17 protein-coding genes are annotated in these 19,896 nt (G+C 71.1%); 11 read left to right on the plus strand and 6 right to left on the minus strand.

Features of this window, described 5'->3' with window-relative positions; genetic code table 11:
- Positions 1-171: 171 nt before the first annotated feature.
- The 3 genes from FIF60_RS08715 (at position 172) to FIF60_RS08725 (ending at position 2,976) form a co-directional block, all read left to right on the plus strand.
- Positions 172-1,149 (plus strand): cyclase family protein, encoded by a 978-nt coding sequence (locus FIF60_RS08715; RefSeq protein WP_144185685.1) that lies wholly within the window; start codon positions 172-174, stop codon positions 1,147-1,149.
- 73 nt (positions 1,150-1,222) lie between these two features.
- Positions 1,223-1,759, plus strand: coding sequence for a GNAT family N-acetyltransferase (locus FIF60_RS08720; RefSeq protein ID WP_144185686.1), 537 nt, complete (start codon positions 1,223-1,225; stop codon positions 1,757-1,759).
- On the plus strand, positions 1,756-2,976 hold the full coding sequence (locus FIF60_RS08725; protein ID WP_158639124.1) for an MFS transporter: 1,221 nt from the start codon (positions 1,756-1,758) through the stop codon (positions 2,974-2,976). Before FIF60_RS08720 ends, FIF60_RS08725 begins: the two co-directional genes overlap by 4 nt.
- A 59-nt stretch (positions 2,977-3,035) precedes the next feature.
- On the opposite strand, the gene FIF60_RS08730 is transcribed toward FIF60_RS08725, so the two are convergent.
- Positions 3,036-4,388 carry a phosphatase PAP2 family protein gene (locus FIF60_RS08730; protein WP_158639125.1) on the minus strand — a complete coding sequence of 451 codons (1,353 nt, stop codon included), beginning with the start codon at positions 4,386-4,388 and terminating at the stop codon, positions 3,036-3,038.
- A 137-nt stretch (positions 4,389-4,525) separates the two neighbouring features.
- Here FIF60_RS08730 and FIF60_RS08735 point away from each other — a divergent pair, with 137 nt between their 5' ends.
- Complete coding sequence (locus FIF60_RS08735) at positions 4,526-6,055, plus strand: helix-turn-helix domain-containing protein (protein WP_144185689.1); 1,530 nt, start codon at positions 4,526-4,528, stop codon at positions 6,053-6,055.
- Between the two features lie 75 nt (positions 6,056-6,130).
- On the opposite strand, the gene FIF60_RS08740 is transcribed toward FIF60_RS08735, so the two are convergent.
- Positions 6,131-7,303 (minus strand): M20/M25/M40 family metallo-hydrolase, encoded by a 1,173-nt coding sequence (locus FIF60_RS08740; protein WP_144185690.1) that lies wholly within the window; start codon positions 7,301-7,303, stop codon positions 6,131-6,133.
- Positions 7,304-7,424: 121 nt separating this feature from the next.
- On the opposite strand from FIF60_RS08740, the gene FIF60_RS08745 reads away from it, so the two are divergent.
- Genes FIF60_RS08745 through FIF60_RS08765 form a run of 5 tightly spaced genes read left to right on the plus strand, consistent with a single transcriptional unit; the run spans position 7,425 to position 13,349 of the window.
- Positions 7,425-8,105 (plus strand): CYTH domain-containing protein, encoded by a 681-nt coding sequence (locus FIF60_RS08745; protein WP_144185691.1) that lies wholly within the window; start codon positions 7,425-7,427, stop codon positions 8,103-8,105.
- A complete protein-coding gene (locus FIF60_RS08750; RefSeq protein WP_144185765.1) occupies positions 8,105-8,839 on the plus strand; it encodes an aspartate/glutamate racemase family protein in 735 nt (244 codons plus the stop codon). The genes FIF60_RS08745 and FIF60_RS08750 overlap by 1 nt, the downstream gene beginning before the upstream one ends.
- Before the next feature lie 42 nt (positions 8,840-8,881).
- Positions 8,882-10,084 carry an MFS transporter gene (locus tag FIF60_RS08755; protein WP_144185692.1) on the plus strand — a complete coding sequence of 401 codons (1,203 nt, stop codon included), beginning with the start codon at positions 8,882-8,884 and terminating at the stop codon, positions 10,082-10,084.
- The gene (locus FIF60_RS08760) at positions 10,084-11,547 is read left to right on the plus strand and encodes a M81 family metallopeptidase (RefSeq protein WP_144185693.1); all 1,464 of its coding nucleotides are present in this window, start codon (positions 10,084-10,086) and stop codon (positions 11,545-11,547) included. Before FIF60_RS08755 ends, FIF60_RS08760 begins: the two co-directional genes overlap by 1 nt.
- Before the next feature lie 32 nt (positions 11,548-11,579).
- Entirely contained in the window at positions 11,580-13,349 is a 1,770-nt protein-coding gene (locus FIF60_RS08765; RefSeq protein WP_144185694.1) for a glucan ABC transporter ATP-binding protein/ permease, read from the plus strand.
- Between the two features lie 2 nt (positions 13,350-13,351).
- Here the strand turns inward: FIF60_RS08765 and FIF60_RS08770 are convergent, their stop codons facing one another.
- The 4 genes from FIF60_RS08770 to FIF60_RS08785 are packed head-to-tail and all read right to left on the minus strand — an operon-like array spanning position 13,352 to position 17,239.
- Positions 13,352-14,746, minus strand: a complete 1,395-nt coding sequence (locus FIF60_RS08770) for a dipeptidase (RefSeq protein ID WP_144185695.1) — start codon at positions 14,744-14,746, stop codon at positions 13,352-13,354.
- The gene (locus FIF60_RS08775) at positions 14,746-15,501 is read right to left on the minus strand and encodes an SDR family NAD(P)-dependent oxidoreductase (RefSeq protein WP_144185696.1); all 756 of its coding nucleotides are present in this window, start codon (positions 15,499-15,501) and stop codon (positions 14,746-14,748) included. The genes FIF60_RS08770 and FIF60_RS08775 overlap by 1 nt, the downstream gene beginning before the upstream one ends.
- The gene (locus tag FIF60_RS08780) at positions 15,498-16,529 is read right to left on the minus strand and encodes a ketopantoate reductase family protein (RefSeq protein WP_144185697.1); all 1,032 of its coding nucleotides are present in this window, start codon (positions 16,527-16,529) and stop codon (positions 15,498-15,500) included. Before FIF60_RS08780 ends, FIF60_RS08775 begins: the two co-directional genes overlap by 4 nt.
- A gap of 11 nt (positions 16,530-16,540) precedes the next feature.
- On the minus strand, positions 16,541-17,239 hold the full coding sequence (locus FIF60_RS08785; protein WP_144185698.1) for a creatininase family protein: 699 nt from the start codon (positions 17,237-17,239) through the stop codon (positions 16,541-16,543).
- A gap of 103 nt (positions 17,240-17,342) precedes the next feature.
- On the opposite strand from FIF60_RS08785, the gene FIF60_RS08790 reads away from it, so the two are divergent.
- Both FIF60_RS08790 and FIF60_RS08795 read left to right on the plus strand, forming a co-directional pair.
- A complete protein-coding gene (locus tag FIF60_RS08790; RefSeq protein ID WP_144185699.1) occupies positions 17,343-18,935 on the plus strand; it encodes an ABC transporter substrate-binding protein in 1,593 nt (530 codons plus the stop codon).
- Positions 18,936-18,978: 43 nt separating this feature from the next.
- Positions 18,979-19,860 (plus strand): DMT family transporter, encoded by an 882-nt coding sequence (locus FIF60_RS08795; protein WP_204251142.1) that lies wholly within the window; start codon positions 18,979-18,981, stop codon positions 19,858-19,860.
- The last annotated feature ends 36 nt before the right edge of the window (positions 19,861-19,896 follow it).

Here is a 19,896-nt window from a genome sequence, read left to right on the forward strand (position 1 = left end):
GAACGGTCATCCGACTGTCACGATGATGGACCGATTCGCACCCTGCCGCATCAGCCATTCCGGCGATTGCAGGCCGGCTCCGCCGCGCCGTCTGGAGTGGCTGGAATCATTCCGTTACGGTCGCCCGTTGCGACTGCGGAGAGAACCGCACGCAGAACGGGAGGACTATCGATGTCGCTTTCGCGCCGCTTCTTCGCGCATTGCCTTGCCTGTGCCGGCCTCGCCGCCGGGTTCCGCGCCACCCCCGCCTCCGCCCAGGCCCCCTGGTCGCCCCCCGCGGCGGCGGATCGCTGTCCCTCGAAATGGGGCGCTGCCGACACGCGCGGCGCGATGAACCTCCAGACCCCCGAACAGGTGCAGAGGGCGACCCGCCTGATCAAGAGCGGCCGCGTCGTCGAGCTTGGCCACAAGCTCGAGACCGCGATGCCGTTCTTCGGCACCAGGCGCTTCGACGTTCACCTGAAGCAGCAGTTCATCAACCCGCAGGCCAATCGCCGCGGCTCGAACGAGGAGCTCGTCGTCACCGAGATCGGCCAGGTCGGCACCCAGCTCGATGCCTTCCCGCACCAGACGATCGGCGACGAGACCTACAACTGCACCAAGGTGCCGGAGATCGCCTCGCGCGGCGGCTTCACCAAGATGGGGGTCGACGAGATCGGCCAGGTGTTCACGCGCGGCGTGCTGATCGATGTCGCCACGCTGAAGGGCGTGCGCACCCTGCCCGACGAGTACGAGATCACGGTCGAGGACCTGCAGCAGGCGATGTCGCGGCAGAACGTGCGGATCGAGCGCGGCGACGTCGTGATCATCCGCACCGGCTGGGACGCGCTCTGGGGAACCGACAATGCCCGCTATGTCCGCACCTGCCCGGGCATCGGCGTCGCCGCCGCGGAGTGGCTGATCCGGCAGGAGCCGATCATCCTCGGCTCCGACAACTGGCCGGTCGAGGTGGCGCCGAGCAAGACGATGCCGGATGCCTCGCTTCCCGTTCACCAGCTCGCGCTCGCGGTGCACGGCGTGCACCTTCTCGAGAACATGCGGCTGAACGACCTCGCCGGGGCAGGGCAGAGCGAGTTCGCCTTCATCATGCAGCCGCTCAAGGTGAAGGGCGGCACCGGCTCGACCGTGGCGCCCACCGCGGTGCTGTAGCGGGCGGTGGCCTGTCCGTGCGGCGCATCGGGAGGACGTGGCGGATCGGTCGCTTCCGTGCCACGTTCCGGCCATGCAGATCCCGACGCTCACCACTGAACGCCTGACGCTCCGGGCCTTCCGCGAGAGCGATCTCGACGCCTACGCCGCCATGCAGGCCGATCCCGAGGTGATGCGACACCTCGGGGTCGGCCCCAATGCGGGCATGCCGCGCACTCGCGAGGAAAGCTGGACCTCGATGGCGGTGATGATGGGACAGTGGGCGCTCAAGGGCTACGGCACCTTCGCGCTCGAGGAGACGGCCACGGGTACGTTCATCGGCCGCGCCGGAATCCTCCACCTCGCCGGCTGGCCGGAGCCCGAGCTCGCCTACGCGCTCGCCCGCCACGCCTGGCACAAGGGCTTCGCCGAGGAGGCCTGCCGCACCGCGCTCGCCTGGGCCTTCAAGGCGACTGGGGCGGAGCGCATCGTCTCCTACATCAAGCCGGGCAACGCACCGTCGGCGCGGCTTGCCGGCCGGCTCGGCGCGGTGAACGAGGGCATGGGCGAGCTGCTAGGCGTGCCCTGCGAGGTGTGGGTGCACAGGCCCGTCCCGACGGCCGTGGTGTGACGGGCGCGGCAAGGCAGCCCCCCTCCCCCTTCGCCTGCCTCGGCGTTCTCGTCTGGGGCCATGTCATCAGCCAGTGGGTCCGCACCCTGCCCGCGATCGCCGCATCGGGGCTGATCGCCGAGCTCGGCTTCACCGAACAGGGCCTGGCCGTCGCGACGGGGCTGATGGCGGCCTCCTTCATGGTCGGCCAGGTCCCCGTCGGCATCATGATCGACAGGCTTGGGCCCCGCCGCACCTCGATGATCCTGCTCTTCGTCGCCTCCGCCGGCTGCGCGGGCGCGGCCGCCTCGCCGGACCAGGCCGGCTTCGCGCTCGCCCAGGTCGTCGCCGGCTTCGGCTGCGCGGGGCTGATGATGGCCCCGCTCTCCTTTGCCGCACGCACCCTGCCGCCGGAGCGGTTCGGCGCGGTTGCGGGCTATCTCCCCGGCATTGGCGGGCTCGGGCTTCTGCTTTCCGGAACGCCCTCGGCGTTGCTTATCGGCTGGGGTGGCTGGCGGCTCGCCTACGCGGTCGTCGCCGGCTTCGGCCTCGCCGTTCTCGCCGCCGTCTGGCGCGTCGTGCCGGAGCTGCCGAGGGCGGAGGGGGCGATGCGGCGCGGTCTCGGCGCCGAGGCGCGCGAGGTGCTCGCCCTTCTCGTCGGCCGCCGGCTGCGCGCGCCCGTCGTCCTCGCCCTCGTCGGTTACGCGGCGCTGATCGGGCTGCGCGGCCTCTGGGCCGGGCCGTATCTCACCGACCATCTCGGCTTCTCGCTTGCCGGCTCCGGCGGCGTGCTTGCCGGGCTCAGCGCGGTGATGATCGCCGCTCCCATCCTGTTCGGCTGGCTCGACCGGCGCCTGCCCGACCGGGCGATGGCGATGGGGCTGATCCATCTCGCGGGCGCGGCGCCGTTGGCGCTGCTCGCCATGGGCGGAGCCGGGCGGGTGATCGACATCGGCGCGATGGCGCTCGTGTGCCTCTCCCTCGGCAGCCACGTTCTGCTCTACGCGATGACGCGGGCGCTGAGCCCGGACGCGTCGCTCGGCAAGGCGCTGTCGGCGGTGAACCTCGCCTTCTTCCTCGGCGTCGCCGTTCTGCAGCCGCTGTCAGGCATCGCGGCCGACCTCGCCGGCATCGGCGGCGCGCTCGGCCTCTACGCCGCCGCGCTCGCCGCCGGCTCGCTCTGGTTCCTGGCATTGATCATGCCACCGAACAGGCCGCCGACGGCGCAACGGACCTGACCGGGACCGACCGGGAACGGTTCGCGGCCGGGGCGTTCCGCCTTCCGTCAAGCGACCGGTCAGCGGAGAGCCGGCCCAAGCTTCCCGATCACGAGCTCGGCGACACCCCGGCCGATGGTGTTGGCCGCCTCGATGTCGAAGCGGTAGTGCAGGCCTGCGACCAGCCGTGCCACGCCGGCCTGCTCGATCAGCGTGGCGAAACGCGCCTCTTCGGCCGGGAAGAGGCGCGCCAGGACGAGGCCGGCCGCGCTGGAGAAGCAGCTGTGCGCCGACGGGTAGGAAGGGTGCGGCGCGTTCGGGAACAGCGTGCGCACCTCCGGATCGAGCTGGCTTGGCCGTAGGTACCAGTAGGCATACTTGGCATCCCAGCAGGCGACGCCGCCGTCATGGAGGGCGATGTTCACCGCGGTGAAAGCAGCCGCCGTCCGCACCGGGTCGGCGGCGAGGTCGTACTCCAGCACAAGACGCGAGAGCTCGGCGTTCCAGAACTGGAAGATGCGGTTGCCGCCGAACACGTCCCAGTAGATGGCGTCGTGATTGGCCTTGGGCGAGCGCGGCCAGGCCTTGAGCTCGGCGATCGCGGCGCGCGTTGCCGCTGAATCGAATGCGGGAGGCGGGGGCGGGCGCAACGCATCATTGGCCGGCAGAACCCACGGCCGCCACGTCCCGGCCATGGGAAAGGCCGGGTTCGCTCCGTGCCAGAAGCCCGGGCCGGTGGGCACGCTGCCGGTCCAGCGTGCATCGAAGCCATCGGCGCGGGCGCGCTCCAGCGCAACGGCGGCGATTGCCGCGCCAATGGAACGGCCCGCCTCGGCGTCGCTTGCGAACTCGAGCCCGGCCTGCTGGCGGAGGGCAACAGAATGGCGCGCCATCGCCTTGTATGCGTCGGCGCGGTCGGGAATGAGCGCGGCGAGGATGATCGAGGCCGCCTCGCCGGTCGCCGCGGCCTCAGACGGATAGGAGAACGGAACCGCTCGCGCGCCCGGCAGCGCCAGTGACGGGTCGAGCGATGCTGGAGAGGGGCGCTGATGCCGCGCGCGCGCCGCCTGCACGATGACGGTCGCGTCATGGATCGCGGCGTGTACCAGCGCGAGCGTCCGCGCTGCCTGGTTGGAGCGGACGAAACGGTCCACCTGGTCGGACACTGCGACGGCGTTCCAGCGATAGGCCGGCCCACCGGCCTCCCATTGCCGAAGCCGTAGCGCAAGGTCGGGAACCTGCTCGAGCGCCTGGCGGCGCAGGGCGTCCAGCTCGCGCGCCGTCGCCGCGGCGTCGGGCGGCGGCGGCACGGCGATCGCCGACGGGGCCGCGATCAGCAGCGTCGGCATGGCAGAGGGCGACACCGGCTGCGCCAGCACGGGCGCGACAACCGAGGCCGCGATCAGGATGGACAACGCCTTGGTTCGGAGCATCCCAGCCTCCCGTTGATGGACGTCGCGCCAAGCTCCATCCATCGGGCGAGCCGGTCAGTCCGGATTGCGACACTTCTGTCCGAGATTCGTCGTTTCCGGAGTGGTATCATTCAGCGGTGAGGCAAAGGGGACGCGGGATGGACCGATCCCTCTGCGGCTCCGCGAAGCAGCCCCGGCGGGGCGCGGCCGGCCAGCCGGCGGCGATGGGCCGTGCAATCGAGGCGATCCACGCCTCGCTGGCGGCCGATGCGGCCGCGCCCCTGTCCGTGCCGGCGGTCGCCGCGGCGGCGGGGCTCTCGCAGCGCGGCTTGGAGCGCGCCTTCCTGCGGGCTCTCGGTCTTTCGCCACGGGACTACGTGGTTCATCTGCGCTTCGAGGCGGTGCGGCGCACCCTCGCTTCCGGCCAGGCCGCATCGGTGCTGGAGGCGGCCGTGCGGCACGGTTTCGGCCATCCGGGGCGGTTTGCGGCAGCGTATGCGCGCAGGTTCGGCGAGGCGCCGTCGGCGACGCTGCGGGGCGCGCGCGCCGCACGCCCTGGGCCGCAGTCACGCCCGTCGCAAGGCCTGGTCATGCTGCGGCCGCTTGCGGGCACCGACATGCGCGCCGCACGGCGCGCCACGGATGCGCTGGCGGCGGCGCTGTGCCGCTCGCATGCCCTCGCGCTCGCCGCCGATGAAGGCCGCGGGGTCGATCCGCGCACGCTCTATCGTCTCCAGGGAACGCTCGAGCCGAACGGTGTCTCCCTGCAACTGGTGCACCCCGCGCGCGGCATCGTGCTGGCAACCTGGCGCGAGACGCTGCGCACCCGCGAGCGTATCGACTGGGCGAGCCGCGCCGTTGCCGCCGCTGCCGGCGCCGTCGCGACCGACACGGCCGACAGGGCCCGCCGGACGCCCCGGCACCTTGCCGATTCCGAGACCCTCGTCGCTCGTGCCCGCGCCGTCGGCCTCATACCTGACCGCGACACGGCCTTCATGGTTCTCGACCTGCTGGGCGAGGCGCTGGAACGCGACCCGGGAAACGCGTTCGCACACGGGTTCCTCGCCACGTGCCTGGGACATTGCGCCAATCATGCCTTCATCGCCGAGCCGGACCAGGCCCGGGAGCGGGCGCTGTCGCATGCGCGGCGCGCGCTGCTGCTCAATGCGGACGATGCCGAGGTGCTCGCGATCACGGCCCATGCGCTGTCGCTGACGCGTCGACTGGACGAGGCCGAGGCGCTCGCCCACCGCTCGCTCGCGCTCGACCCCAACCAGCCCTTCGTCTGGCGCCGCCTCGGCTTCATCGAGAACTTCCGCGGCAATGGCCCGGTCGCGGTCGAACGCTTCAAGCGCGCCTATCACGCCTGGCCCCATGGTGCCGGTGGGCTGCACACGCTCTTCGGTCTCGGCGTCGCCACCTTCATGGTGGGCGACTATGGGCGTTCGGCCCGGCTGCTGGCGCGCGTGCTGCAGCGAAATCCATCCCACGTGTGGCAGAACAGGTTCCTGACCGCCGCGGCGATGCACGCCGGCGCAGCGACCGAGGCGAGGCGATCCCTGACGACCCTTCGCCACGCCTATCCCGATCTTACGGTCGACCGGCTCAGGCGATCGGGCGTCCTGGCACCGGAGGCTTTGGAACGCCTGCTCTCCGGTCTCGCACGCGCAGGCCTGCCGGCCGGGTGACGCAGCAGCCGCCGCCAGCGCATGCGAGGCGTGGTCGATCCCCCGGTCGGCCCCGACGCGACGCGGCGCGATCCGCTAACCCTCCAGGCTCATCAGCAGCCCCGCGATCAGCCGCGCGCGGGGCACGAGGGAGGCGACCAGCACGTGCTCCTCAAGCGTATGGATGCCGCCGCCCTGCACACCGAGCCCGTCGAGCGTCGGGATGCCCATCGCGCCGGTGAAATTGCCGTCCGAGCCGCCGCCAGCGGAGCTCGCCGGCAGCGCGCCGATGCCGACCGACTTCGCGATCGCCTCCGCCTTCGCATGCAGCGCGCGCACCCGGTCGTCCGGCTCCCACACCGGCCGTGTGTAGGTGCGGCGGACGCTGAACTGCACGTCGTTCCCGGTTGGGCGAAGAGCGAGCATTTTCTCGACGAGCGCGTCGAGGTCCTCCTGGCGCTTGGCCATCGAGAGGCTCTCGCCGCGGCAGACCGTCGGCACGCAGTTCACCCACTGCCCACCCTGGATGACACCGACGGAGGTGGTCGCGTCCTCGCCCGAGAGCGCCTCGATCGCGAGGATCTGCTGCGCCATCTCGCGCACCGCGCTGCGGCCCTCGGCGAGACGCGCGCCGGCATGGCTGGGGCGGCCGACCGCCTCGAGTGCGAACCGCGCGATCGCGTAGCGGCCCCATACCACGCCGCCATCGGCCCGCGCCGGCTCGGGGATCAGCACCACCTTGTGGCGCGCCGCCTCGGCCTCGATCAGGTCGCGTGTCGAGGGGCTGCCGACCTCCTCGTCGGGCGTGAACAGAACAGTGACCGGAAGCTTCGTCGCCGCCCCTGCGGCGAGGATCCCGCCGATCGCGGCGAGCGAGACATAGGCACCGCCCTTCATGTCGCAGATGCCGGGACCGTAGGCACGCTCGGCCGCGCCGCTGCCCTCGCGCCGGAACGCGAGCGGGCCGGAGGCGCCGCCTGTGCCGACAGGATGCACCGTGTCGAGATGGCTCATCACCAGGATGCCGGGACGGTCCTCGCCGCCGCCGAGCGCCGCCTGCGGGAAGCGGGCGCGCACGCAGTCGCCGAAGCCCATCCGGCCTGGGATCCGCTCGATGCGCGCGCCGATCACCGCGAGGTCGCGCGAGGCGGCGTCCATCATCCGGTTGACCGAAGCGGCATCGAAGGTCGGACTCTCGACCTCGACCCACGACCGGAGGCCGGCGAGAACCGCCTCGGTCTCGAGCGGCAAAGCATTGGGATCGGTCATTCCGTGTTCTTCCCTCGTCACTTGCCCGCGCACGGTCGCCCCCGCCGGCGCGGCTGTCCAGAGGCCGCGCCTTGCCCGCGCGTGCCGTGTGTGCTGCGCTCGCCCGGAACGGACGGGACCGATGACGGGCGAGGGAATCGAACACGAGTTCAAGGCGATGCTTGCCGGCCCGGCCGAGCGTGACAGGGTCCTTGCCGCGCTCAGCGGCCCACGTCGCGTCGTGCGCCAGCGCAACGTCATCTTCGACACGGCACGCGGCGATCTCTCCGCCGCGCGGCTCTCGCTCAGGCTGCGGCACGAGGACGATGCCTGGCGGATGACCGCCAAGGGCGAGGCGCCGCAGGGTGCGCCCTCGCTTCTCGCCGCGCGCGCCGAAGCCGAGCGGCCGGTGCCACCCTCGCTGGCCGACAGGCTCGCCGCAGGCGCGGCCGACCCGATCGCCTGCCTCCGCGGGGCCGCTCCCGCGCCGATGGCTCAGGCCCTCGCCGATGCCATCGAGGCCGCGGCCGGTGGCGCGCCGATCGAGGCGATCGGCGAATTCCGCAACGAGCGCACCCTCTGCACGGCCACGCTGCCGGACGGGATGGAGGCCACGGTCGCGCTCGACCGGTCCGAGATGCCCGATGGCAGCATCCACCACGAACTGGAGCTTGAAGTGCCGCACAGCGCGTTGACGCCTGCTTCCGCCTTCCTCGATGCGCTGATGCGCCGCGCCGGCGTGCCGCTGAGGCCCTGCCCGAGCAAGCGGCAGCGTTTCGGCGAGGCACTCGCCCGCCGCGACGCGGCACGGAGCGAGGCGTGATGCGCATCCTTCTCGCCAATGCCAACACCACCGAGGCGGTGACGGAGATCTGCGCTGCCTCGGCCCGCGCCGCCGCCGCCCCCGGCACGGAGATCGTCGCCGTCACGCCGCGCTTCGGCCCCGCCGTCATCTCCTCGCGCGCCGAGAACGCGATCGCCGCGCACGGGCTCCTCGAGACGCTCGCCGAGCATCACGCGGGCTGCGACGCCGCGATCCTCGCCGTCTCCTATGACACCGCGCTCGCCGCCGCGCGGCAGCTCCTTCCGATCCCGGTCATCGGGATGACCGAGGCGGCTTGTCTGGCTGCCTGCCTTCTCGGTGGCCGTTTCGGCCTCGTCACCTTCTCCTCGCCCGATCTCTACCGGGAGGTGATCGCGGGCCACGGCCTCGCCGCGCGCCTCTCGGGCATCGCCGTCGTCGCCGCTTCGCCCTACGACGCCGCCTCCGACCCTGATGGCGTCGCCGCGAAGGTGACGGAGGCGGCGCGCGGCCTCGCCGCGGACGGCGCCGATGCGGTCCTGCTCGGCGGAGCCGCGCTTGCCGGCATGGGCGGACGCATCCAGAAGGACGTACCCGTGCCGCTCGTCGATGGCATCGCCGCGGCGGTGAAGTTCGCGGAGGGCCTGGTGGCGCTGGGCCTGCCGAAGCCGCAGGCGGGCGGGTTCGCCGCACCGAGGAACCGCCCCTCGCTCGGCCTTGGCGATGCGCTCACGGCGATGCTGAAACGCCCCTGATGCCCCTTTCGGGGTGGTGGCCGCAGGGCTAGCCTCGCGCGCATGTCATCGTCCGCGCCAGCGGGTCCTCCGTGGAGAGCCGTCGCCGCGCTCTCCGTCACGCAGATCGTCGCCTGGGGCTCGCAGTACTACGCCATCGCCGTGCTCGCGCCGGCCATTGCGGCATCGGAAGGTTGGAGCCGCGAAGCGATCTTCGGCGCCTACTCCGTCGGGCTGCTCGCGCAAGGCTTCGCCTCCTTCCCCGCCGGCGCGCTGATCGACCGCTTCGGCGGCAGGCTCGTGATGTCGGTCGGCTCGCTTCTCTCTGCGCTCGCGCTTTTCGCCCTGTCGGTGTCCCCGAACCCGTTCGTGTTCGGCCTCGCCTGGATCGTCACCGGCATCGCGATGGCGGCGACGCAGTATGAACCTGCCTTCGCGACGATCACCGCGAGCTTCGGCGCGGATGCGCGCCGCGCGATCACCTACCTCACCTTCGCGGGCGGGCTCGCCTCCACCGTTGCCTGGCCCGTCACGGCAGCGCTGCTGCCGCACACGGGCTGGCGCGGGGCCTATGCGTTCTGGGCTGCGGTGACGCTGTTCGTCTGCCTGCCGCTGCACGTGTTCCTTCTGCCGAAGGTGAGCGGCGGGGTGGCGCAGAAGCAGCGCCGCCCACTCGGCCCGGTGCTGCGCGCTCCGGCGTTCTGGATGGTCGCGCTCGCGCTCACCGCGGGCGCGCTGCTCTTCTCCGTCGTCGGCGTCCACGCCATCCCGATGCTGCAGGAGGCGGGGCTGTCGAACACCGAGGCCGTCGCAATCGCCTCCTTCACCGGCGTGTTCCAGGTGGCGGGCCGCGTACTCGAGCTCGCAGGGCTGTCGCGGCTTCGGCCGACGCGGGTTGCGATCCTCGCCTCCGCCTTCCAGCCGGTCGCGGTGGTGGCGCTGATGGCGGCGGGAACGGTGCCTGGCGCTGCCTGGGGCTATGTCGTGCTGTATGGCGTGTCGGCCGGAATCCTCACCATCATTCGCGGCACGGTGCCGGCTGAGCTGTTCGGCCGGGAGGGCTATGGCGCAGTCGCGGGCGCGATGGTGGCACCCGGCATCATGGCGCGCGCGGCCGGCCCTTATGCCGCTGCCTGGATGTGGGAGACGTTCGGCGGCTACGCCTCGGTGAAGGTGGCGATCCTCGTCGCCGGACTGCTTGCCTTCGCCGCCTTCCTCGCCGCCGCAGCGCTTGCGCTAAACCCCGGCCCGAAACGTCAGGACTGATGCCGCACCTCGCCGTCGCCCGCTTCTGGTTCGAAGGCAACAGCTTCACCCCGACGCCGACGACGCGGGAGGCCTTCGCCTCGCGCGAATGGGTGAGCGGGACGGAGGCGATCGCCCGCTATCGCGGAACGGGGACCGAGCTCGGCGGGCTTGCCGGCTTCCTCGATGCGAACGCGGGCTGGACGGCCGATGTGATCCTCTCCCTCTCCGCCCAGCCGGGCGGCCCGTTGACGAAGGACATCGTTCCGGGCTGGCTCGAAACCGTCACCGGGGCTCTGGCGCGCGGCGGCTACGATGCCGTCTACCTCTCGCTGCACGGCGGCGGCTGCGCGGAGGACGATCCCGCGCCCGAGCTCACCATCCTCCGTGCGGTCCGCGCCGCGACGAAAGGCGTGCCGCTCGGCGTGAGCTTCGACATCCACGGCAATCTCGCTCCCGAGATCGCCTCGCTGATGGACTGCGCCTCCGCCTACCGGACCCACCCGCATATCGACATGGCCGAGACGGCCGGGCGGGTTCTCGCCATGCTCGACGCGACGGTGGCGGGCCGGATCTCCCCGGTGGTCGCGATCGCCAAGGTGCCGAAGGTGATCCACTCCTTCCACATGCGAAGCGAGGCGGGGCCGATGGCGGAGCTCTGGGCCGAGGCGGAGGAGGAGGAGGTGGGGCCGATCCTCGATGCGAGCCCCTTCGGCGGCTTCTCCTGGGGCGACACGCCCTTCGCCGGCCCGTCCATCCTTGTCACGGCCGACCGTGACCGCCGCGCAGCCCAGGCAGTGGCGGACCGCCTTGCCGCGTCCCTCTCGGCGAAGATCGCCGCGGGGCGGTTCTCAGTGACGCTTCCCACGCCCGAGGCCGCGCTCGAGACGGCGCTCGCTGCCCCGCCCGGCCTCGTCGCGGTGCTCGACCCGGCCGACAACCCGCTCTCGGGTGGCATCGCCGACACGCCCGGCGTGCTGCGGGCCCTGCTCGCGCGCGCCCCCGACGTCCCCGTCCTCTTCGCCTTCCTGCACGATGCCGAGACGGTGGAGGCAGCCCGCGCGGCCGGCCTCGGCGGTGCGCTCACCCGCCCGCTCGCGGCACGGCACACGGTTGCGTTCGGCCCGCCCGTGACGGTGGCAGCGACCGTCGAGCGCCTAACGGAGGGGCGGTTCGTCAACGAGGGCCCGATGGAGCGCGGCGCGCCGGTCGATCTCGGCCCGACCTGCGTGCTGCGCGTCGGCACGGTGCGCGTCATCGTCACGTCACGTCGCGAGGCGGCGATCGACCCGGGCTTCTTCGCCCTCCACGGCATCGACCTCGGCGCGACGCGGCTGATCGTGAACAAGGCGAAGAACCATTTCCGCGCCGCCTTCGCGAGCCGGCTCGCGGCTCTCGTGGAATGCGACAGCCCCGGCCCGGCAGCGCTCGACCTGCTCGGGTTGCCCTTCCGACACGTGCCCGCGTCATGGCGGACGCCCTGATCCTGCCGCCTTCGCACTGATACAGTGCGCCGATGGGTTTCACCCGCCTCTACCTCCGAGTCCTGGCCGAGCTCCGCCCCGAGAAGCGGCTCGCGACGGCGCTCGCCCTCGCCAATGTCCTGCTCGCGTTCCTCACCTTCGCCGAGCCCCTTCTTTTCGGTCGGGTCGTCGACATGTTGGCCTCCAGCGCGGGGCGCCCGCCTTCGGAGGTGTGGACCGGCACACTCACTCTGCTCGCCCTCTGGGCCGCCGTGGGCCTGGGCGGCATCGTCGCGAGCATCCTCGTCTCGCTCGAGGCCGACAAGCTCGCCCACCGCAACCGCCTCGCGGCGATGGAGCGGTTCTTCCAGCACGTGCTGAGCCTGCCGCTCTCCTTCCACGGCCATACGCATTCGGGCCGGCTGCTCAAGATCATGCTGTCTGGCGCGGACAACCTGTTCTGGGTATGGCTCGGCTTCTTCCGCGACCACCTCTCGACCTTCCTGATCGCGCTCGTCCTGCTGCCGCTGACGCTCTTGCTGAACTGGCGGCTCGCCATCCTGCTGATCGCACTCGCGATCCTCTTCGCCGTCGCCGCGGCCGTCGTGATCACCCGCACCCAGCAGGCGCAGCGCACCGTCGAGAGCCACCACGCCGCACTCGCCGCCACCGCGGGCGATGCGCTCTCCAACGTCATGGTGGTGCAGAGCTTCGTGCGCCTCTCGGCAGAGGCGCGGCTGTTCCAGGACACGGTGCGGCGGCTTCTCGCGGCGCAGAACCCCGTGCTCACCTGGTGGGCGCTTCTCACCGTGCTCACCCGCGCGGCCTCGACGATGACGGTCATCGCCATCTTCGTCCTCGGCACAGCGCTGCACCTTCGCGGCCAGGCGAGCGTCGGCGAGATCGTCACCTTCATGGGCTTCGCCACGCTGCTGATCGGCCGGCTCGAGCAGGCGATGGGCTTCGTCTCGACCATGTTCATGCAGGCGCCGGGCGTCGCACTCTACTTCGAGGTGATCGACACGAAGTCCAACGTGGCCGACCCGCCGGGCCTTCCGGCGATGGCGCGGCCGCTTGGCGAGGTCGCGTTCGAGAGCGTCACCTTCGCCTATCCGGGCGGGCCGCCGATCCTCAGCGACGTCTCCTTCGCCGTCGCGCCGGGTCAAACCGTCGCGCTCGTCGGCCAGACGGGAGCGGGCAAGTCGACGACGATGTCGCTTCTGCAGCGTCTGTGGGACCCGCAATCGGGGCGGATCACGATCGACGGGACCGATCTCCGCGCCGTGAGCCTCGAATCGTTGCGGGCGCATATCGGGGTCGTGTTCCAGGAAAGCCTGCTGTTCAACCGCTCCATCCGCGAGAACCTGCGCATCGGGCGCGCCGACGCGACGGAGGCCGAGATCGAGGAGGCGTGCCGGCTCGCCCAGGCGCATGACTTCATCATGAAGCAGCCGCAGGGCTACGACACGATGGTGGGCGAACGCGGCGCCTCGCTCTCGGGCGGGCAGCGCCAGCGCCTCGCGATTGCCCGGGCGCTGATCAAGAACCCGCCGATCCTCATCCTCGACGAGGCGACGAGCGCGCTCGATGCCGCGACGGAGGCGAAGGTCCAGGAGGCGCTGCGCGCGCTGATGGCCGGCCGCACCACCTTCGTGATCGCGCATCGGCTCTCCACCGTGCGCGAGGCCGACATGATCCTCGTCTTCTCGGAGGGGCGGATCGCGGAGCGAGGCCGCTTCGACGAGCTCGTGTCGAGAGGCGGGGTGTTCGCGAACCTCGTCGCGACGCAGCTGTCAGGGCCCGCGACGCAGGCGGCCGAATAGGCTCAGCGCCGAGGCAGCGTCGCCAGCGCCGGGTACACCCGCGCCCAGGCGGTCAGCCCCCGGTCGAAGCTCGCCTCGCGGAAGAACTCGTTCGGCGCGTGGAAATCCTCATCGCCTGTCGAGAACGACATCGGCACGGTGTCGAGGCCCAGCCGCTCCTTGAACACGGCGCAGAGCGGCAGCGTGCCGCCGATGCGGGTGCGGAAGCAGGGCATGCCATAGACGTCCTCGAGCACGCCCTCGATCGTCGCAAGGGCGGGATGGTCCGGCGCGATCTCGTAGGCAGCGGCACCGCCACCGCCGAGCCGCACGGAAATCGTCGCGCCCTCCGGGCAGTGCGCCTGCAGATGCGCCGCCACCGCCTCCTGTACCTTGCGCGGGTCCTGCCCCGGAACGAGGCGGCAGGTGATCTTCGCGTGCGCCTCGCAGGGCAGGACGGTCTTCGAGCCCTCGCCCTGGTAGCCACCCCACATGCCGTTCACCTCGAGCGTCGGGCGAAGCCAGAGCTTCTCGAGGACGGTGCGCTGCCGCTCACCCCACACCACGCTCGCGCCGACGCCGGAAAGCCAGGCTGCCTCGTCGAACGGAACGGAGGCGAGCTCGGCACGGTCCTGCGCGGTGGTCTCGCGTACGCCGTCGTAGAAGTTCTTCACGGCAACGCGGTCATCGTCGCCGTGCAGCGTGGCGATGAGCTTCGCCATCGCCGACAGGGGGTTCAGGATCGCGCCGCCGAAGCTGCCGCTGTGCAGGTCCTTCGCCGCGGTGCGCAGGGTAAACTCGAGCTTGCAGATGCCGCGATTGCCGACCGACACATCCGGCCTGTCCGGGAACATCATGCCGCCATCGGCGGAGAGGCAGAGATCGGCCGAGAGAAGGTCGCCGTGGCGGTCGAGGATGCCGGCGAGCGTCGGTGAGCCGATCTCCTCCTCGCCCTCGTAGAACACCTTCACATTGCAGGGCAGCCTGCCGGAGGTGGTGATCCAGGCCTCGATCGCGGCAAGCGAGATGAACAGCGTCGCCTTGTCATCGGACGAGCCGCGGGCGTAGAGGCGGCCGTCGCGCAGCGTCGGCTCGAAGGCAGGGCTAGTCCAGAGCTCGAGCGGCTCGGCCGGCTGCACGTCGAAATGCGCGTAGACGAGAATGGTCGGCGCGTCCGGCGCGCCCATCCACTCGCCATAGACGGTCGGGTGGCCGCCGGCGTCGAGCATCTGCACCTTGTCGAGGCCCGCCTTGCGGCAGCGCTCGGCCACCCAGTCGGCCGCGCGGCGCACCTCGCCCGCATGGTCTGGCTTGGCGCTGACGGAGGGGATGCGGACGAGCTCCTTGTACTCCTCCCACAACCGCTCGCGGTTGGCGCGCAACCAGGCCTCGGGGCTGTCCGTCGTGCGCGCGTCCATCACTTCCCTCCGTCCACGCTGATCGTCTGTCCGTTGATGTAGCCGGCGTAATCGCTCGCGAGGAACAGCACGGCATGGGCCATGTCCTCGGGCGTGCCGAGCCTGCGGGCGGCGACGCCAGCGAGCAGCGCGCGCTGGCCCGCCTCGCCATACGCATCCCACTGCCGCATCGTTGCCGGGTTCGACAGCACGAAGCCGGGAGCGACGCTGTTGACGGTGATGCCGAACGGCCCGAGCTCATGCGCGAGCTGGCGCGTGAGCCCGATCTGGCCGGCCTTGGCGCTGGCGTAGGCCTGGATGCCGGTCTTCGACACGCCAAGCCCCGCGCCGGAGGAGATGTTGACGACGCGCCCGCACTCCCGCGCCTTCATCGCCGGCGCAGCGGCCTGCGTGACGGCGAAGGCGGCTGTCAGGTTCACGCGCACGATCGCGTCCCAGTCCTCATCGCCGATCTGCTCGATCGGGCGGCCGGGCTGGCCGCAGACTCCACCGGCATTGTTCACCACCACATCGAGCGCACCGCCCGCTGCCTTCTCGATTCCTGCCACCCAGGCGCGAACGTCGGGGCGAGCGGTGACGTCTAGCAGCGCCGTCTCGATGCCTGGTGTGCGCGCCGTCACTTGCAGTGCATCGGCATTCAGGTCACAGGCGAAGACGCGGGCCCCACGCTCGGCGAAGGCGCGCGCGATGGCGCGGCCGATGCCGTGGCCCGCGCCGGTGACGGCAACGGCCCGCCCGTCGAATCGGATGTTCATGCCGGCACCGCCCCGGCAAGCTCGAGCAGGTTCGCATCCGTCATCGGCCGCCTGCCCTCCTCGATCTCGTGGATCATCGCGACGAGACGGTCGACGAGCGGCGTGGCAAGCCCATGGCGCGCGGCGATTTCGGGGATCGGGCCGATCTGCACATCCACCTCCGTGCGCCGCTTGCGCACCGCGAGGTCGCGCCAGACGCCGCTGTGGGTTTTCGCGCTGGCGCGGTTGTGCGCGACCATGGCATCGACCGAGGCCTGCGCCGCCGCCTCCGTTCCGCCGCGGCCGAAGGCGGCGGGATCGAACCCGTTGAAGCCCTCCGCCCTCACGCCCTCCGCTTCCGCCACCGCCATCACCTCGCCGCCGAGCGCGCGCCAGAGGCGGAACAGGGCGGGGTTGGCCAGCGAGCCGGCGATGCTGTCCTGCCCGAGTGCCTGGGCGAACAGCATCGCGCCATAGGCGAGCTTGCCCCAGAGATAGCCCCAGATGTTGTCGGTCATGATGGCACGGTCGTCGAAGTCCAGCATCAGCCTGTGCAGGCTCTCGAGCCTGCCGGTGATGCGCCCGTCGAGCTCGCCGAGCACCACCGCGCCGCGATTGCCGTAGAGGATCTCTCCCGGCCCCATCCAGTCGGCCCCGAAGTTGACGAAGGCACCCATCGTCCGCTCGCGGCCAACGACGCGCTCGATCACCGTCTCGCAGAGGCCGTTCTGCAGGCTGAGCACGTAGCCATCCGCCGCGAGATGCGGCGTGAGGGCTTTCGCTGCCTCCTCCGTGTGATGCGCCTTCACGCAGAGGAACACCTTGCGCCAGGTGCCGGCGAGCTCGCCGGGCAGGAAGGCCGGCGCGGAGACGGAGAACTCCTCGACCGGCCCGGTGATGGCGAGCCCGTGCGAGGCATCGGCGATCGCGCGCACATGCTCCTCGACGATGTCGACGAAGGTGACGTCGTGCCCCGCCCGAACGAGATAGGCGCCGACCGTTCCGCCGATCGCCCCTGCACCCCAGATCAGGATCGGATCGCCTGGCATCCTCGCCCCCCTCACCAGCCACCCTCGATCAGCGCCCGCGTCTCCTCGACGGCGATGCGCCAGATCGCCAGCATCTCCTCATCCGCCCTCTGGTAGCGGCCCGCGAAATTGCCGTCGCCCAGAAGCGCGCGGATCTCCGCGGCAGGCCGCCCGGCGATCGCCGCGGTGTCGATCGGCGGCTTCGCGCCTTCGGGCATCGCGACGCCGGCAAGCCGCGTCCAGGGGAAGTTCTCCATCCACGAACCGTGGCTGCCGACCGGATCGGTCGCCTGCACCGCAGCCCAGGTGCGGGGCGCGTTCCACCAGTTGTGGAAGCGCACCCGATGGCCGGGCCGGTTCGCCGCCCATTCGCGCACGAAGGCATCGACGGGGTTGTTCCCGCCATGGCCGTTGACGATCAGCACACGCCGGAACCCCTGGCCCGAGAGGCTGTCGAGGATGTCGCCGACGACGGCCAGAAGCGTCGAGACGCGGAGCGAGACTGAGCCGGGATAGGCGAGGAAATAGGGCGCAAGCCCATAGGGCATGACGGGGAAGACCGGCACGCCCGACGGGCCGGCCGCTTCCACCGCCACCCGCTCGGCGAGGATCGCATCCACGCCGAGGGAGAGATAGGCGTGCTGCTCGGTCGACCCGATCGGCAGGACGGCACGGTCGTCAGACCGGAGCCGCTCCTCCACCTGCATCCAGTTCATCTCGGCGATGCGCACGCGCTCGGCTTCCTTCCCGCTTCCACCCGCCTTCGCTGTCCCTTCCGCTGCGGGCGGCGCGACGTTACGCTGCCCCGAGGCTCACGCAAGGGGGAGAAAAGAGATGAAACGACCACGCTTCATGCCAAGGCTCGGGGCGCTTGCCGTCGCATCCGCGCTGCTCCTTCCCCTCCCCGCCGCGGCCCAGGACCTGCGCATCGGCGTGCGCGCAGGGCCGGAGGCGATCGACCCGCACTACATGGCGCTCGGCAACCATGCAGCGGCACTGAAGAACATCTTCGACCCGCTTGTCTGGGTCGACGAGAACCTGCAGGTGCAGCCCGGCCTCGCCCTCTCCTGGAGCGTGGTCAACGACACGACCTGGGAGTTCAAGCTCCGCCCCGACGTGAAGTTCCACGACGGCTCGCCTCTGACGGCGGCAGACGTGAAGTTCTCGATCGAGCGCATTCCCAACGTTCCGGGCCCGGATGGCGGGCTCGTCATCTACACGCGCTCGATCGCCGGGGTGGACGTGGTCGACGACCTGACCGTGCGCATCCGCACCAACGTGCCGAACGCCGCTCTGCCGCAGGACATGACGCGGCTCTTCATCGTGTCCTCGCGCATCGCGCGAGACAGCAAGGCGCCGGAGTTCAACTCCGGCCGCGCCGCCATCGGCACCGGGCCGTTCAGGTTCGTCTCGTGGTCGCCGCGCGGCGACCTCGTGATGGAGCGGGTGGCCGGGCACTGGCGCGGCGACGCGCCGTGGAACCGCGTCACGCTCGTCGAGATCAGCAACGACGCCGCACGCGTGGCCGGCCTGCTCTCCAACCGGGTCGACTTCGTGAACTACGTTCCGGTGAGCGACATCACGCGGCTGAAGCGCGAGCGCAACGTCTCGGTGTTCCAGGGCGAGAGCATCTACACGTTCATGCTCTACCCCGACATGCGCGAGGACATGTCGCTTCCCGCCATGCGCATGATCACCGACAAGCAGGGCACTCCGCTGCCCCGCAACCCGTTCCGCGACCCGAAGGTGCGCGAGGCGCTGTCTCTCGCGATCGACCGCCAGGGCATCGCGCAGTCGGTGTTCGAGGGCACGGCCGTGGTCGCGAACCAGCTGATGCCGAACTATATGTTCGGCGCGAACCCGAACCCCGCGCCGCTCCGGCACGACGTCGCCCGCGCCCGGGCGCTGCTGGCCGAGGCAGGCTACCCGAACGGGTTCCGCTTCCCGCTCTACTGCTCCTCCGACAGGCTTCCGGGAGACGGGGCGACCTGCACGGCGCTCGGCCAGCTCTTTGCCCGCGTCGGGCTCGAGGTCCAGGTGAACGCGCAACCGCGCACGGTGTTCTTCCCCGCGCGCACCCGGGGCGACTATCCGATCACCATGGCGGGCTGGGGCACGCTCACCGGCGAGGCGGGCTATGCGCTGTCCTCCTTCGTGCACTGCAAGCGCGAGGGCGGGCGCTATGGGGCGTTCAACGTCAGCTCCTACTGCAACGAGGCGATCGACAAGATCATCGCCGAGGCGATGGGCACGCTGGATGACGCCAAGCGCCGGGCGCTGTTCCAGGAGGCGCAGGACAAGGCCGTGGCCGATGGCGGGCAGATCCCGATCGTGACGCTGCCGACCGTCTGGGCAGGCCGTGCCAACCTTTCCTGGACGCCGCGTGCCGACGAGGACACCCTCGCCTACTTCATCCGCCCACGCTGAGTTCCGTGTGCGCGCCGGGCACCCGCCCGGCGCGCACCGCTTCATGTCCTCCCCCGCCCCCTCGGTGATGCTGCGCGCCGTCTCGCTGTCGCTTGCTGCGGCGCTGCTCTTCACGCTCGAGACCGTCTTCGTGAAGCTGCTCGCCGGCTCGGTGCCGGTGACCACCATCATGCTCGTGCGCAGTGCGGCGCAGCTTCTCTGGGTGGTTCCCTCGCTCGCGCGGCGCGGCACGATCGTGCTGCGGACGTCGCACCCCTGGATGCACTTCGCGCGGGGCAGTTTCAGCCTGATCTGCTGGGGCCTCTACTACTGGTCGTTCCAGCATCTCGACCTCGCGACGGCGACCGTCCTCTCCTTCACCTCGATCATGTTCGTCACCGCGCTTGCCGGCCCGGTGCTCGGCGAGGTGGTGCGCTGGCGCCGCTGGACCGCGACGATCATCGGCTTCCTCGGCGTCGTCGTGGTCGCCCGCCCGTTCGGTGCGGGCTTCGATCCCGCCATCCTCGTCGGCCTCACCTCGGCGCTGTTCGGCGCCGGCATCGTTCTCACGACGAAGCGCCTCTCGGCGACCGAGCGCACCGACACGATCATGCTCTATATCGGCATCGTCACCTTCGCCGGCTCGCTTCCCGCATCGCTGCCCCAGCTGGCGATGCCGGAGGCGTGGCAGGCGCTCTGGCTTCTGCTGATGGGCATCACGGGGCCTGCCGGCATGCAGCTCTGGATCAGCGCCTTCCGCCTGGCCGACGCGACCGTCATCGCGCCACTCGGGTACACGAGGCTGCTCTTCGCGACCGCCGCCGGAACCCTGATGTTCGACGAGCATCCGGACTGGTGGACGGGGGCCGGCGCGATCCTCGTCGTCGGCAGCGCGATCTACATCACCCGGCGTGAGGCGGCGGTCGCGCGCGAGCGGCGCAGCTAGGCGGGCGAGGTCGGAACCCCGCCCGCCGCCGCCTCT

Origin of the sequence: Elioraea rosea (genome assembly GCF_007644105.1) — a bacterium.
Taxonomy (GTDB): domain Bacteria; phylum Pseudomonadota; class Alphaproteobacteria; order Acetobacterales; family Acetobacteraceae; genus Elioraea_A; species Elioraea_A rosea.

Coding starts and splice junctions, on each gene's coding strand:
- FIF60_RS08715 (WP_144185685.1), top strand. CDS start 172: ATGTCGCTTTCGCGCCGCTTCTTCGCGCATTGCCTTGCCTGTGCCGGC.
- FIF60_RS08720 (WP_144185686.1), top strand. CDS start 1,223: ATGCAGATCCCGACGCTCACCACTGAACGCCTGACGCTCCGGGCCTTC.
- FIF60_RS08730 (WP_158639125.1), bottom strand. CDS start 4,388: ATGCTCCGAACCAAGGCGTTGTCCATCCTGATCGCGGCCTCGGTTGTC.
- FIF60_RS08735 (WP_144185689.1), top strand. CDS start 4,526: ATGGACCGATCCCTCTGCGGCTCCGCGAAGCAGCCCCGGCGGGGCGCG.
- FIF60_RS08740 (WP_144185690.1), bottom strand. CDS start 7,303: ATGACCGATCCCAATGCTTTGCCGCTCGAGACCGAGGCGGTTCTCGCC.
- FIF60_RS08745 (WP_144185691.1), top strand. CDS start 7,425: ATGACGGGCGAGGGAATCGAACACGAGTTCAAGGCGATGCTTGCCGGC.
- FIF60_RS08750 (WP_144185765.1), top strand. CDS start 8,105: ATGCGCATCCTTCTCGCCAATGCCAACACCACCGAGGCGGTGACGGAG.
- FIF60_RS08755 (WP_144185692.1), top strand. CDS start 8,882: ATGTCATCGTCCGCGCCAGCGGGTCCTCCGTGGAGAGCCGTCGCCGCG.
- FIF60_RS08760 (WP_144185693.1), top strand. CDS start 10,084: ATGCCGCACCTCGCCGTCGCCCGCTTCTGGTTCGAAGGCAACAGCTTC.
- FIF60_RS08765 (WP_144185694.1), top strand. CDS start 11,580: ATGGGTTTCACCCGCCTCTACCTCCGAGTCCTGGCCGAGCTCCGCCCC.
- FIF60_RS08770 (WP_144185695.1), bottom strand. CDS start 14,746: ATGGACGCGCGCACGACGGACAGCCCCGAGGCCTGGTTGCGCGCCAAC.
- FIF60_RS08775 (WP_144185696.1), bottom strand. CDS start 15,501: ATGAACATCCGATTCGACGGGCGGGCCGTTGCCGTCACCGGCGCGGGC.
- FIF60_RS08780 (WP_144185697.1), bottom strand. CDS start 16,529: ATGCCAGGCGATCCGATCCTGATCTGGGGTGCAGGGGCGATCGGCGGA.
- FIF60_RS08790 (WP_144185699.1), top strand. CDS start 17,343: ATGAAACGACCACGCTTCATGCCAAGGCTCGGGGCGCTTGCCGTCGCA.
- FIF60_RS08795 (WP_204251142.1), top strand. CDS start 18,979: ATGTCCTCCCCCGCCCCCTCGGTGATGCTGCGCGCCGTCTCGCTGTCG.